Genomic DNA, 14,439 nt, shown 5'->3' on the forward strand with positions numbered 1-14,439 from the left:
TCGCCACTATCAAAATCCTCCCGATGATCCCCATCGGGAGGATTTCAAACTATGGCGACGCCAGCGGCGATCGAGGCTTTCATACGGCGCTGGCAGGCGTGCGAAGGCGGGGCGGAGCGCGCCAATTACGCGCTGTTCCTGACCGAGCTGTGCGCGATCATCGGTGTCGCCCCGCCCGATCCGGCGCACGCCACCAGCACGCGTAACGACTATGTATTCGAGCGGGCGGTCGTCCTGCCCGGCGACGACGAGGACCGACGCGGCCGGATCGACCTCTATAAGCGCGGCTGTTTCGTGCTGGAGGCCAAGCAGAGCCGCGAAGGACTGGGCGCGAAGTCGCTCGCGGCCGAGGGACCGATGCTCCCCGGCCTGCTGCCCGACAAAGCCGGAGCCGCACCGCGCTCGCGCCAATGGGACGTATTGATGCGACGCGCGCGCGAACAGGCCGAGCAATATGCCAGGGCGCTGCCGGTCGAACATGGCTGGCCGCCCTTCCTGATCGTGGTCGATGTCGGCCGGGTGATCGAGCTGTTCGCGGACTTTTCCGGCCAGGGGAAGCATTACAAGCAATTCCCCGACCGCGCCCGGTTCCGCATCACGCTCGACGACCTGCGCCGCGAGGAGGTGCGCCAGCGTCTGGCGACGATCTGGGACGCGCCGCTCTCGCTCGACCCGACCCGCCATGCCGCCGCCGTCACCCGGGACGTGGCGGCGCGGCTGGCCAGTATATCCAAGCTGCTGGAGGAACGCGGCCATGACCCGGAAGGGGTCGCGCTGTTCCTGATGCGGTGCCTGTTCACCATGTTCGCCGAACATAGCGGGCTGTTGCCCGCAGGCGGCTTCGTCACCTTGTTGTCCGATGCGCGCGAACGGCCCGACGCGTTCGTGCCGTGGATCGAGGATTTGTGGCATTCGATGGATCGGGGCGGCGAGGCCAATGTCCTGCGCTGCGCGGTGCGGCGGTTCAACGGCGGCCTGTTCCACACCGCCGACGCCCTCCCCCTCAACCGCGAGGAGATCGGCGAACTGCTCGCCGCCGCCCGGCGCGACTGGCGCGATGTCGAGCCCGCCATCTTCGGCACGCTGCTCGAACAGGCGCTCGATCCGGTCCAGCGGCGGCGGCTGGGTGCGCATTACACGCCGCGCGCCTATGTCGAGCGGCTGGTAACCGCGACCGTGATGGAGCCGCTGCGCGACGACTGGGCGCAGGTGCTCAGCGCCGTCGAGGCCGAACGTCCCGACAATCCCCGCGCCGCCGTGCAGCGGGTGCGCGATTTCCACCGCAAACTGGCGAGCACGCGCGTGCTCGACCCGGCCTGCGGCACCGGCAATTTCCTGTACGTCACGCTCGAACTGATGAAGCGGCTGGAGGGCGAGGTCCTCGAAGTGCTCGCCGAACTGTCGGGCGAGGAAATCCTGCATCTGGATACCGAGACGGTGCACCCACGCAATTTCCACGGCATCGAATATAATGCCCGTGCCGCCGCTATCGCCCAGCTGGTGCTGTGGCTGAGCTATATCCGCTGGCAGTTGCGCAATGGAGGGCAGGTGTCCGACCCGGTGCTGGAGGATGTCCAGTCGATCGTCACCGCCGATGCGCTGCTCACCCCGTCGGGCGCGAAGACGCCCTGGCCCGTAGCGGAGTTCATCGTCGGCAACCCGCCCTTCATCGGCGGCAAGGACCTGCGCGGGCGGTTGCCCCAGGGCATGGTCGAGGCGCTGTGGCGCGCCTATCCGAAGATGCCGCGTGCCGCCGATTATGTCCTCTATTGGTGGGACCGCGCGGCGCAGGCACTGGCGGCCAAGGGCTCGCCACTGATCCGCTTCGGCTTCGTCACCACCAACTCGATCACCCAGACCTTCGGCCGCCGCGTCATCGCGCGTGCGATCGAAGGCCCGGTGCCGCTGTCGATCCTTCATGCCATTCCCGACCATCCCTGGACCAAGGCGACACCCGATGCCGCGATGGTGCGCATCGCGATGACGGTGGTGGCGCGCGGCTCGGCCGAAGGACGCCGCCTGCGGATCGTCCACGAAAGCGGGCTGGACAGCGACACCCCGACGATCCGCTTTGCCGAGACGATCGGGCAGATCAATGCCGACCTGTCGGTGGGGGCGAATGTCGGCAGCGCCCAGCCCTTGCTGGCCAATAACTGGCTCTGTTCTCGCGGCGTGTCGCTGCACGGCGCGGGCTTCATCATCTCGCCCGCCGAAGCCATGCTGCTGGGGCTCGGCAGTCGTGAAGGGCTGGAGCGCCATATCCGCCCCTATTGTCACGGACGCGACCTGACCGCGCGGACACGCGGGGCCATGGTCATCGACCTGCTCGGCCTGTCCGAAGCTGAGGTGCGGCAACGCTTTCCCGAAGTGTACGGGCATCTGCTGCGGACGGTCCGCGTCAGCCGACAGGCGCAATTCTCCAAATCGCCGACAGCCGATGCCGCCGCCTATCTGGATAAATGGTGGCTCATGGGGAAACCTAGAACTGAACTCCGCTCCGCGCTCGAAGGGCTGTCTCGCTACATCGCGACGGTGGAGACGGCCAAGCACCGGATCTTCCAGTTTCTGGATGCCGATACACTGGCGGACAACATGCTGGTATGCGTCGCATCCGAGGAAGCGCTTCACCTCGGCGTGCTGTCGTCCTCGGCCAGCCTGGCCTGGACCTATGCCAATTGCGGGCTGATGGGCGTTGCCAAGTTCGAGCAGGGCCACCGCTACACCAAGACCCAGGTCTTCGACCCCTTCCCCTTTCCCGAGGCGAACGGGACCGCGACGCGCACCATCGCTGATCTCGCCGAAGAGCTCGACGCGACCCGCAAGCGCATCCTAGCCGAGGTGCCCGACCTGACCCTGACCGGTCTCTACAATCTGCGCGCCAAGCTGGTCGCAGGTGCCCGGCTGATCGGTGAGGAGGAGCACCTGCGCCGCGCCGGATCGGTCGACCTGATCGCGCGGCTGCATGACCAGATCGATGCCGCCGTCATCACCGCCTATGGCTGGCCCGCGACCATTACCGCGCCCGAGATGGTCGAGCGGCTGGTCGCCCTGAATGCCGAGCGGCGGGCCGAGGAACGCAGCGGCAGGGTCCAGTGGCTCCGTCCCGATTTCCAGAGCCGCCGCGCGGGCGCGACGCCGATCGCCCCCACCGATCGCGCGCTGCCGCTGGCCGAGCCGACCACCGCCAAGCCCCTCTTCCCCCGCGATCTGGGTGGCCGCATCGCCAGCGTCTTTGCGCTACTCGCCACCGACCGCCCGCTGAGCGCCACCGCGATCGCCCAGCATTTCGCGCAAGGCCGCCAGGTCGAACGGGCGGTCGTCGCCGCGCTGCAAGGCGCGGTGCGGCTCGGTTATGTGGCGCAGGAACCCGATGGCTATCGCCTACGCCGGGTGGCGTGATGCCCGAACTCGCGTTAGACGCTCCAACGGTATACGAAATGGAGCAAGCGAGATGGCAGGGATGATCGGCGGATCGACGGCGGAGCGCGAACTGGCAAGCCTGTCGCCTTGGGCGAACCCCGCGCCCGTCATCACGGCGCAGGAACGCGCGCGCCGGATGGACCGCGCGCGCGAGTTGACCGCGCAGATGGGTGCCGATGCGCTGCTGATCGGGGCGGGCGCGTCGCTGCGCTACTTTACCGGCGTCGCCTGGGGCGCGACCGAGCGACTGGTCGCGATGCTGTTGCCGGTCAAAGGCGATCCGATCTTCATCTGCCCGGCGTTCGAGCTCGGCTCGTTCGAGGCGAGCCTCAGCATCCCCGCCACCGACATCCGCCTGTGGGAAGAGGATGAAAGCCCCTCCGCGCTGGTCGCGGACGCGCTGAACGGTGCGAAGACCCTGGCGATCGATCCGGCGTTGGCCTTCCTGTTCGTCGACCGCATTCGTCAGGCCGCACCGGGCGTATCGCTGGTCAGCGGCGCAGCCGTCGTGGACGGCTGTCGCGCGATCAAGTCGCCCGCCGAGATCGCGCTGATGAGCCAAGCGATGGACATCACGCTGGAGGTCCATCGCCGCGCCGCGCGCATCCTGCACGAAGGCATTCGCGCGTCGGAGGTGATCCGCTTCATCGACCAGGCGCACCGGGCGCTGGGTGCCTCGACCGGCAACTATTTCTGCGCAGTGCAATTCGGCCGCTCGACCGCCTTTCCGCATGGCCTGCCGCAGGACGACGTGCTGCGCGACGGCGACCTCGTGCTGGTCGATACCGGCACGCTGATCGACGGCTATCACAGCGATATCACCCGCACCTATGCGTTCGGCGAGGTCGGTGACGAAATCCGCCGCATCTGGGATATCGAAAAGGAAGCCCAAGCCGCCGCCTTCGCCGCCGTTCGGCCGGGCGAGCCTTGCGAGTCGGTCGACTATGCCGCGCGCGTGGTGCTGGACCGCTCGGGCCTGGGCCCCGACTATCGCCTGCCCGGCCTGCCGCACCGCACCGGCCACGGCATCGGCCTGTCGATCCACGAGCCCGCCTATCTGGTGCGCGGCGACAAGACCCCGCTGACGCCGGGCATGTGCTTTTCCAACGAACCGATGATCGTCGTGCCCGACCGCTTCGGCGTACGGCTGGAGGATCATTTCCACGTCACCGAGACGGGCGCGGCCTGGTTCACCGAGCCGCAGCCTGCGATCGACGATCTGGGGTGAAGGATCGCCATTTATCCTATTCCTCCCCTTGCAGGGGAGGTGGCAGGCCGAAGGCCTGACGGAGGGGTGTCCCGGCGGGAAAGGCGCGGCACATATGCGACCGGGGACACCCCTCCACCATGCTTCGCATGGTCCCCCTCCCCTTGCAGGGGAGGAATGCTGTCGATCCAGTCCCTTCGCGACTTCGCGTGAGCGTCGGCCTTACACCACCGTGAACCCGGCCCAGAACGGGTCCTCGCGGTCGATCCAGATCGTGTTGTAGCCGGTCGATACCGCAGAGCCCTGGATCGACGGCACGATCGCCGTCTGTCCGCCGAGCTCCGTCGCTTCCTCGACCCGGCCGATGAAACGGCTACGGATATAGCTTTCGTGCACGAAGCGGTCGCCGACCTTCAGCCGCCCCTTGGCCGCCAGATGCGCGAGGCGTGCGGAGGTGCCGGTGCCGCAAGGGCTCCGGTCGATCGCCCGCTCGCCATAAAAGACCGCGTTGCGCCCGTCCGCATCCTCGGCCGACGGCTTGTCGGCCCAGAGCACATGGCTGACCCCCCGGATCGAAGGTTCGAGCGGATGCACCGGCTCGAACTTCTCGCGCACCAGTTCGCGGATCGTGCGGCTGAGTTCCACCAACTTCGACGCGCCCAGATCGTCCAGCCCGGTATAGGCCCCCTGCGGCTCGACGATCGCGTAATAGTTACCGCCATAGGCGACATCGAGCGTCAGCGGACCGAAGCCCGGCACGTTGATCTCAATCCCCTCGGCCGCCAGATAGGCGGGCACGTTGCGGATGCGAACGGCGGTAACCTTCGCGCCGTCCTTCTCATATTCGATATGGATGGTGCCTGCGGGCACCTCGACCTTCAGCTTGCCCGGCTCGCGCGGGGTGATCAGACCGTTTTCCAAGCCGAAGGTGATCATCCCGATCGTGCCGTGTCCGCACATGGGCAGGCAGCCGCTCGTCTCGATGAACAAGATCGCCGCGTCGCTATCGGGTTCGCACGGCGGATAGAGGAAGCCGCCCGACATCATGTCATGCCCGCGCGGCTCGAAGCACAGCCCGGTGCGAATCCAGTCGAACCGCTCCAGAAAATCCAGTCGCCGTTCGGCCATGCTGGCCCCGCGCAGTAGCGGCGCGCCGCCCGCTACCAGCCGGACGGGATTGCCCGCCGTGTGGCCGTCGATGCAGAAAAAGGTATGGCGGATCGTGGGTGACGTCATCGGGATTCCCTTGCTGTAAAATCCGTATACGATATGACCAGCCTTATGCCCAAGCCGGAAAATAGCCCTTCAGCCTCGGACCGTCGCACGGCCATCGTGGTCGGCGGCGGCGTCATTGGCACGACCACGGCGCTCGCGCTGCAACGCGCTGGTTGGGCCGTCACGCTGATCGAGGCCGAGGAGACCCCGCGCGCCGCATCCTGGGGCAATGCGGGCCATATCGCGACCGAACAGGCCGAGCCGATCGCCTCGCCCGCTATGGTGCGCGGTTTCGCCAAGCGACTATTCGTCCGCGGCGGCGCACTGGCCCTGCCGCCGCGCGAGATCGCGACCTGGCTACCCTTCTCGCTCCGCCTGCTAAAGGCCGCCCGCCCCGCGCGGTACGAGCGCGCGCATCAGGCACTGGCCGCGCTGCTTGCCCAGGCGATGCCCGCATGGCAGCGGCACGTCGCCGCGCTCGGAGAACCCGATCTGCTCCGCCCCGATGGCCATGTCGTTCTATGGGAAACACCGGAAAGCGCCGCACGCGGTCTAGCCAACTGGCAGGCCGCAGATACCGGCACCGCGCGCTTCCGCCCGCTGACCGAGGCGGAGTTGCAGGACTGGCGCGCTCGCGTCCGCGCGCCCATCGCTGGCGGCATCCGCTTCGAGGGCAGCGGCCAGATCGCCGACCCGACCCGCCTTGCCGAAACCACGACCGCGCGCTTCGTGGCGGACGGCGGCACCCGCCTCGTCGCGCGGGTCGCGAGCATCGGCGACGGCGAGGTCCGCCTGACCGACGACCGCCGCCTGACCGCCGACCAGATCGTCGTGACGGCAGGCGTGGCGAGCGCCGCGCTGCTCCGCCCCTTCGGCCTGAAGGCCCCCATCATCGCCGAGCGCGGCTATCACCTCCAGACCGGCCCGGATGTCGACTGGCCCGCCGACCTGCCGCCAGTGGTGTTCGAGGACCGCTCGATGATCGTCACCCGCTTCGCCGAGGGCCTGCGCGCCGCCAGCATCGTCGAGTTCGCCCGCGCGCAGGCCAAACCCGACCCCGCCAAATGGAACCGCTTGCGTCGCCACATCACCGCGCTGGGTCTGCCGATCGGCGCGGATGCGAAGCCCTGGATGGGCGCACGGCCGACCCTGCCGGATTACCTACCCGCGATCGGTCGGGTGCCGAGGACGAAGGGCGTGTCCTATGCGTTCGGACACAACCATCTGGGGCTGACCCTCGCGCCGATTACGGGAGAATTGGTAGCGGCGATGCTTGAGGGAGCTACAACGGCGACCCCGATGCAATCATTTGCTCTAGAACGTTTCGGGTAACGCTAGCGCCTGCTTTTCTGGAGATTGCCCGTGTTTCTTGCGCTTCTCGCAACGCTGAACACTTCGCCCCCATGCGCACTGCCCTTTCCCATAGCCGCCGATCAAGCCGCCGCACTCGCCATTGCCAAGGTCGTGATAGCGGGCGCGCCCAAAATGCCGCCCAAGAAGGATATCGTGGGTTATGAGCTTGTCGCACGATACCTTCCCGATTCTCTGAGCTGGGAAATCACACAGAAGCCCATATCCGCGTTAAAGGGTCTCCGATTCCTCGATGGCGAAGGGCTCAGCATGGAAATCGCCGCCTGTGACGGCACGGTCTCGGACATCCGCCTGAACAGAGCGTCGCTCGCAAAAGTGCCAGAGGCAAAAGCCAGGTAGTCCTGTCTCGCCCTCCCCCCTCGACATCTTGCCCCCATTCGCTATCGGTTAACCACACATCGGGGGAGCGGCGACCGGGTCCGTGCAGATCAAGCGGCTTCGCATTTCGGGTTTCAAGAGCTTCGTCGATCCGGCCGATCTGGTCATCGAACCGGGGCTGACCGGTGTTGTCGGGCCCAATGGCTGCGGCAAGTCGAACCTGCTCGAAGCGTTGCGCTGGACGATGGGCGAGAACAGCGCGCGGTCGATGCGCGGGGCGGGCATGGAAGACGTGATCTTCGCCGGGACCGCCACCCGCCCGCCGCGCGACTTCGCCGAGGTCATGATCCTGGCCGAGCGCGAGGGCGAGGAGACCGAGATCGTCCGCCGGATCGAACGCGGCGCCGGCTCGGCGTACCGGATCGACGGGCGTGACGTGCGGGCCAAGGATGTGGCCCTGCTCTTCGCCGATGCCGCTACCGGCGCGCACTCGCCCGCCTTGGTCAGCCAGAACCGGATCGGCGCGGTCATCGCCGCCAAGCCCGCCGAGCGCCGCGCGATGCTGGAGGAAGCGGCCGGGATCGCAGGGCTCCACGTCCGCCGCCGCGATGCCGAGGGCAAGCTTCGCGCGACCGAGGCGAACCTGACGCGACTAGACGAGGCGATTGCCGATCAGGACGCCCGCATCGCCACCCTGCGGCGACAGGCGCGCGCGGCGGAGCGCTATCGCCTGATCTCCGAGCAGATCCGCCTGGCCGAGGCACGGATGATCTTCGCCCGCTGGCGCGACGCCGCCGGGGCCGCAACCACTGCCAAGGCCGAAGCCGAGGCCGCCGAGGCCCAGGTCGCCAGCACGACCGCTGCCGAGCGGGACGCCGCCCAAGCGCAGGAGGCGGCCGCGCTACTCGCCACGCGCACCCGCGCCGCCGCCCTCGCCGCGCGCGATGCCCTGAGCGAGGCGGGCCATGCCCTGTCGCGCGCGCGCGACCGCCGCCACGGCCTGCAACGCCGGATCGAGGAACTGGCGACCACCCGTGCGCGGTTGGCCGAGGACCGGGCGCGCGAGGACTCGCTGGCGCATGACGCGGCTGCCGCGATCGGGCGGCTGGTCGAGGAGCGCGAGGATCTGGACGCGCGCATCGCCCATGCCATGCAGGCCATGCCCCGGCTCGACGCGCTGCTGGCCGAGGCGGAGACGAAGAATCGCGATGCCGAGGTGGCGCTCGCCCGGGCGCTGTCCACCCAGGCGGCGGAGGCTGCCGAGCGCCGGATCGCCGAGGCTGCGCTCGCCCATGCGCAAGGTCGCCACGCCCGCGCCGAACGCGACGCCCGCGCGGTTGCCGCCGCGATCGAGGCGCTGCCCGACATGGCCGAACAGGAGGCCGCGCGCGAAGCCGCCGTCGCGACCCAGGCCGCCGCCCGGATCGATGCGGACAAGGCGCACGCCGCGCTCGGCTGGGCCGAGGAAAGCGAACTGACCGCCAGTGCCGAGCGCGATGCGGCCGAGGCGACCCGCGCCCGCGCCATCGCCGCGCTCGCCGCGCTGGATGCCGAAGCGGCAACGCTGACCCGCGCGACCGAGCGCAAGAGCGGCGACCGGCTGCTCGACGAAGTGCAGGCCGAACCCGGGTTCGAGCGGGCGCTGGCGGCGGCGCTGGGCGATGAACTGGATACGCCGCTGATCGACTGGCACGGCTCGGACGTCTCGCCCGGCGACCCCGCCCCGCCGATCGGGACGCTGAGCCTGGGCGAACGGATCGCCGCGCCGGCGACGCTCGCCCGGCGGCTGTCGCAGATTTTCCTGGTCGAGGTAGATTCGGGCCAGCCACTGGCGGTCGGTCAGCGACTGGTCACGCGCGAGGGGAGGCTGCGGCGCTGGGACGGCTATATCGGCGAGGGCGGCGGGGCGGCGGCGGCCGAGCGGATGGAGCGGCGCAACCGGCTCGCAGCGCTGGAGGCGGAGCGTCCGGCGGCCGAGGCGGCGGTTCAGGCCGCGACCGAGGCGCGGGCGGTGATCGAGGATCGCATCGCCCGCGCCCGCGCCGCCGCCGCCAGTGCGCGCACGCTCCACGCCACCGCCGTCACCAACTTGCGCGATGCCCAGCGCGCCGAGGACCGCGCGCAGGCCATGATCGAGCGGCTGTCCGCCCAGCGCGCCGACCTCGCCACCCGCGCCGAACGGATCGCCGCCGAGATGGAAGAGGCGCGTGCCGAATGCGACCGCGCGGAGGCGGCGCTGGCCGCGCTGCCCGACGGAACGGCCAGCGCGGCGGAGACGGCGCGGCTGCAGACCGAGACGCAGCTGGCGCGCTCGGCAGTGGCACTCGCCCGGTCGGAGCGGACGACACTGGAGCGCAGCCTGGCCCAGACCCGCGACCGGCTGGCCGCCGCGACGTCGGAAGCAGAAAGCTGGGACCAGCGCGCAGGCCAGGCGGCGGGACGGATCGCCGACATGGATGCCCGCGCCGCCGCACTGGACCAGGATGCCGCCGCGCTCGCCGACCGCCCGGCGCAACTCGCCGAGGAGATCGCCACCCTCGCCGCCGCGCACGACACCGCCAAGGTCGAGGCCGAACGTACGCAAGACGAAGAGGCGGAGGCCGAACGCACCCTCCGCGCCGCCGAGGCCGCTCATGCCGGGGCCAATGCCCTGTTGTCGGCGGCGCGGGAGGCGCGCGCGGGGGCGTTGGCACGGGTCGAGAATCACGAGCTTCGTCGGGTCGAACTGGGCCGCGTATCGGGCGAGCGCTTCGCCTGCCCTGCCCCGGTCCTGCCCGAAAAGCTGGGATTTGAGAGCGCGGGCGTCGGCTCGCCCCAGGCCGAGGCCGCCGCGCATGACAAGCTGTCCGCCGATCGCGAACGGATCGGCCCGGTCAACCTGGTCGCCGAACAGGAACTGGCCGAGCTGGAGGCGAGCGGCGCGGCGAGTGCCGCCGAGCGCGAGGATCTGGTCCAGGCGGTGGCACGCCTGCGCGGCTCGATCGGGCTGCTCAACCGCGAAGGGCGGCAGCGGCTACTGGAGGCGTTCGAGGCGGTGAACGGCCATTTCCAGACGCTGTTCGCGACGCTGTTCGACGGCGGATCGGCGCATCTGGCGCTGGTCGATTCGGACGATCCGCTGGAGGCCGGGCTGGAGATCATGGCACAGCCGCCGGGTAAACGACTCCAGTCGCTGACCCTGCTGTCGGGCGGCGAACAGGCGCTGACGGCGGTGGCGCTGATCTTCGGCCTGTTCCTGACCAACCCCGCGCCGATCTGCGTGTTGGACGAAGTCGATGCGCCACTGGACGATGCCAATATCGACCGATTCTGCGGGCTGCTCGACCGGATGACGCGCGAGACGGATACGCGCTATCTGATCGTTACGCACAATGCCGTGACGATGAGCCGGATGCACCGGCTGTTCGGCGTGACGATGATCGAACGCGGGGTCAGCCGGCTGGTGTCGGTGGACCTGCAGGCCGCAGAGACATTGCTGGCGGCGGAGTGAGGTTGGTCCACCGATCGCGCATGGCCGCCCCGCGGATCAAAGCTCTATCGACGCGAGACGCTGGCAATCTTCCAGCCGCCGTCTTCCTTGGCCAATTGGACGGAAAGCCGCCATGGCTTTGCGCCGCTGCCCAAGGTCACGACCGTCCGGGCAGTATTGCCGCGAACCATGGCCGGGGTCGATGCGACATGACCGATCCATGAGTCCATATAGTCCTGCGCCTTGACGAAGTAATCGGCCTCCATGCCGTCCGGGCTGGCGATCTGCCGGGCGATGCTCGCGCGGAGCGACTTGCTCACGTAACGGGCATAGACCTGAGGCTCGTCGGTCGGCTCCTTGTCGTGAGCCATCAGGCCGACATACCAGGTGTAAAAATCCCGTGCGACGGCATCAGGCGCTTTGAGCCGTGGCGCCGTAACCGCCATCGCGGTCGCATCGGCGGGGAGGTTGCCGATAACCATGGCCGAGGCCAGACATGCCAACGCGATCGTCCGAATGCCGGGCTTCATGGCCTTGCCTTTCCGGCGGGCACGCCCACCTGTTCTTCGGCACGGCTTGCGGTGCCTGCGCCGGGATAACGATAGATCTGATAGGATGGCTTCAGCTTGCGATAACTCGGTCCTGGATAAAAGCCGTGCAACTGCTTGAAATCGGAAATCCAGTAGCGGCCGTCATACATGCAGATGTGACCATGCGGATGGCCCTTGATCGGTTGAATGATCGCGATATCGCCAGCCCGAAAGCCGGTGGCCAGTGCGCCTTGGGAAACGAAACCGACCTTCGTGAGACTGCTGCCATAGTCTTTGGCAGATGTATGGCGAACCAGCGCCACACCGCCCGCCTCTACCGCTTCACGCACATATCTGGCGCATTGTCCGCGACTTGCTTCTTTCGCATGAAGCCGCAAATGTTTCAGCGCCGCGTCCACGTTCCACATCAGCCGATGCTCTCACCGTAGAGACCGCCCGCCATAATAAGGTGAGAATTGGACGACCGCAACGATTCACCGATCGACGCGCGATCACGGCAGCAGGAACGTCCCCTCGATCACCGTCACGCATCCGCCGCCCAGGATCACCCGGTCGCCGTCCAGTCGACAGGTCAACCGCCCGCCCCGCGCGCTGGCCTGTTCGGCGGTGAACGCGTCGTGGCCCAGCTTTTTCGTCCAATAGGGCGTGATGACCGCATGGGCCGCACCCGTCACCGGGTCCTCGTCGATGGCAAAGGCAGGTACGAAGACTCGGCTGACCACATCCACCTCGCCCGCCCCGCCGCGCGCGGTCAGGATGACGACATAGCGTCCCGCCCTGGCCAGTGCGGCAAAGTCGGGTGCACAACTCCGCACGGCTGCCGCCTCGTCGACCACGACGACGGAATAGCCCGCCGGATGGCGCAGCGTCTCGACCACGCCGTCGACGCCCAGCGCCTCGACCACGGCGGGCAGCGGCTCGGGTGACGGCGTGCGCTCGGGCAAGGACAGGCTATAGCCCAGCCCGTCGCGTGCCACCTCCAGCACCCCGGCATGGCGCGTGGCGAAGCGCACCCGGTTCCGCGTCGTATCTGACGACAGCACGACATGCCCGCTCGCCAGCGTGGCATGGCCGCACATCTCCACCTCGTCGCCCGGCGTGAACCAGCGCAGGCCGAAATCCGCCTCATCGCCGTCATGCGGCACGAGGAAGGCGGTTTCGGACAGGTTGTTCTCCTGCGCGATCGCCAGCAGCGTGGCGTCGTCCAGCCAGGCGGACAACATCATCACCGCCGCCGGATTGCCGCCAAAGGCTGCGTCGGCAAAGGCATCGACCTGGGTGAAGGGAATGCGCATCAATAGCCTACGCGCTTACCGAACCAGTGGGGGGTCACGTCCGCCTCGACCAGCGGATTGTCGGTGTCGACATGGCCTTCGGGATCGAGGTGGATCAGCACCTCGACCTTGGGGAAAGCGTGACGCAGCGCCCGCTCTACGCCTTCGACCACGTCATGCGCGGCGGCGACCGTCATGTTGCGGTCGACCTCCATATGGAACTGCGCGAAGTCGTGGCTGCCCGAGCGACGGGTGCGGAAGTCGTGAATGCCCTTCAGACCCGGCTGGCGCGCGGCGACGTCGAGGAAGGCGGCGCGCTGGTCGTCGGACCATTCCTTGTCCATCAACTGGTCGATCGCGGTCGAGGACGCCTGGAACGCCCCCCAGGCCAGCCACAGCGCGATGGCGATGCCGAAGATGGGGTCCGCGCCGTGCCAGCCGAGATACTGGTCCAGCACCATCGCGATGATGACCGATCCGTTGAGCATCACGTCCGACTGGTAATGGACATTGTCCGCCAGGATCGCGACCGATCCGGTGCGGCGGATAACGCTGCGCTGATAGGCGAGCAGAACGACGGTCGCGGCGATCGCGATCACCGACACGCCGATACCAAACTCGGCGTCGCTGGTCGGATTATCCGCGCCCAGCGCCATGACCGCGCGCCAGGCGATGCCCGCCGCCGAGGCGGTGATGAGCGCGACCTGGAACAGCGCCGCCAGCGCCTCCGCCTTGCCGTGCCCGAACCGATGGTCGTGGTCGGCGGGCGTCGCCGCCAGCCGCACACCGTACAGCGTCACCAAGCTGGCGAGCAGGTCGAGCGCGGTGTCGGCCAGCGAGCCCAGCATCGCGACCGATCCGGTCCGCCACGCGGCGAACCCCTTCAGCGCCAGCAGGAACAGCGCCATGCCGACGCTGGCCAGCGCCGCGCGGGTCGCCAGCGGAATGACTCTCTTACGTTCGTCCTGGGTCACGGAAACAGCAATCCTTCGTTCCAGCCACCTTCGGCCGTACGGGTGAAAACCCGGCGCTCATGCAGCCGGTGTTCGCGGTCGAGCCAGAACTCGATCCGTTGCGGGGTCACGCGATATCCGCCCCAATGCGGCGGGCGCGGCACGTCGCCGCCCTCGAACCGGGCACGCATCGCCTCGAACCGCGCCTCGAACGTCTCACGCGCGTCGAGCGGGCGCGACTGGTCCGAAGCCCAGGCCCCCAGCTGCGAATCGCGGCCGCGGCTGGCGAAATAGGCGTCCGACTCGGCATCATCGACGCGCGAGATGGGGCCCTCAATGCGAATCTGACGACGCAGCGACTTCCAGTGGAACAGCAACGCGGCCTTGCTGCCTTCGCCCAGCTCCTGCGCCTTGCGGCTTTCGCGATTGGTGTAGAACACGAATCCGCGCTCGTCATGACCCTTGAGCAGCACCATGCGCACCGAGGGCTGGCGCTGCGCATCGACCGTCGCCAGCGCCATCGCGTTGGAATCGTTGATTTCGCTCGCCCGCGCCTCGGCGAACCAGGCGCGGAAGAGTGCATGGGGATCGTCTGCCATGCGCCCGCCCATACGCCCATGGGCCGGGAAAACCAACGTCACGAACGGAAACGCTGAGTCCT

The 14,439-nt window shown here is 68.4% G+C and carries 11 protein-coding genes; 5 read left to right on the forward strand and 6 right to left on the reverse strand.

Annotated elements, in window-relative coordinates; all coding sequences use genetic code 11:
* The first annotated feature begins 51 nt into the window (after positions 1 to 51).
* Entirely contained in the window at positions 52 to 3,399 is a 3,348-nt protein-coding gene (locus SSA01S_RS12095; protein WP_061780550.1) for a class I SAM-dependent DNA methyltransferase, read from the forward strand.
* Between the two features lie 52 nt (positions 3,400 to 3,451).
* Positions 3,452 to 4,648 carry a M24 family metallopeptidase gene (locus SSA01S_RS12100; protein WP_061780551.1) on the forward strand — a complete coding sequence of 399 codons (1,197 nt, stop codon included), beginning with the start codon at positions 3,452 to 3,454 and terminating at the stop codon, positions 4,646 to 4,648.
* 201 nt (positions 4,649 to 4,849) lie between these two features.
* On the opposite strand, the gene SSA01S_RS12105 is transcribed toward SSA01S_RS12100, so the two are convergent.
* Positions 4,850 to 5,863: a 4-hydroxyproline epimerase gene (locus SSA01S_RS12105; RefSeq protein WP_206378868.1), complete on the reverse strand. Its 1,014-nt coding sequence runs from the start codon at positions 5,861 to 5,863 to the stop codon at positions 4,850 to 4,852.
* A gap of 33 nt (positions 5,864 to 5,896) precedes the next feature.
* Between SSA01S_RS12105 and SSA01S_RS12110 the strand changes: the two genes are divergently transcribed.
* From SSA01S_RS12110 to SSA01S_RS12120, 3 genes are all read left to right on the forward strand, one after another.
* Positions 5,897 to 7,174 carry an NAD(P)/FAD-dependent oxidoreductase gene (locus tag SSA01S_RS12110; protein WP_240954593.1) on the forward strand — a complete coding sequence of 426 codons (1,278 nt, stop codon included), beginning with the start codon at positions 5,897 to 5,899 and terminating at the stop codon, positions 7,172 to 7,174.
* Between the two features lie 30 nt (positions 7,175 to 7,204).
* Complete coding sequence (locus SSA01S_RS12115) at positions 7,205 to 7,552, forward strand: hypothetical protein (protein WP_061780552.1); 348 nt, start codon at positions 7,205 to 7,207, stop codon at positions 7,550 to 7,552.
* Positions 7,553 to 7,634: 82 nt separating this feature from the next.
* Positions 7,635 to 11,021: a chromosome segregation SMC family protein gene (locus tag SSA01S_RS12120; protein ID WP_061780553.1), complete on the forward strand. Its 3,387-nt coding sequence runs from the start codon at positions 7,635 to 7,637 to the stop codon at positions 11,019 to 11,021.
* Between the two features lie 44 nt (positions 11,022 to 11,065).
* On the opposite strand, the gene SSA01S_RS12125 is transcribed toward SSA01S_RS12120, so the two are convergent.
* From SSA01S_RS12125 to pdxH, 5 genes are all read right to left on the reverse strand, one after another.
* Positions 11,066 to 11,530, reverse strand: a complete 465-nt coding sequence (locus tag SSA01S_RS12125) for a DUF3828 domain-containing protein (protein ID WP_082795066.1) — start codon at positions 11,528 to 11,530, stop codon at positions 11,066 to 11,068.
* Entirely contained in the window at positions 11,527 to 11,958 is a 432-nt protein-coding gene (locus SSA01S_RS12130) for a hypothetical protein (protein ID WP_206378921.1), read from the reverse strand. Before SSA01S_RS12130 ends, SSA01S_RS12125 begins: the two co-directional genes overlap by 4 nt.
* 84 nt (positions 11,959 to 12,042) lie before the next feature.
* Positions 12,043 to 12,846 carry a PhzF family phenazine biosynthesis protein gene (locus SSA01S_RS12135; RefSeq protein WP_061780555.1) on the reverse strand — a complete coding sequence of 268 codons (804 nt, stop codon included), beginning with the start codon at positions 12,844 to 12,846 and terminating at the stop codon, positions 12,043 to 12,045.
* Positions 12,846 to 13,799: a cation diffusion facilitator family transporter gene (locus SSA01S_RS12140; protein ID WP_061780556.1), complete on the reverse strand. Its 954-nt coding sequence runs from the start codon at positions 13,797 to 13,799 to the stop codon at positions 12,846 to 12,848. Before SSA01S_RS12140 ends, SSA01S_RS12135 begins: the two co-directional genes overlap by 1 nt.
* On the reverse strand, positions 13,796 to 14,377 hold the full coding sequence (gene pdxH, locus SSA01S_RS12145) for a pyridoxamine 5'-phosphate oxidase (RefSeq protein ID WP_061780580.1): 582 nt from the start codon (positions 14,375 to 14,377) through the stop codon (positions 13,796 to 13,798). Before pdxH ends, SSA01S_RS12140 begins: the two co-directional genes overlap by 4 nt.
* Positions 14,378 to 14,439: the final 62 nt, after the last annotated feature.

Source organism: Sphingomonas sanguinis NBRC 13937 (assembly GCF_001591005.1).
Lineage (GTDB): Bacteria > Pseudomonadota > Alphaproteobacteria > Sphingomonadales > Sphingomonadaceae > Sphingomonas > Sphingomonas sanguinis.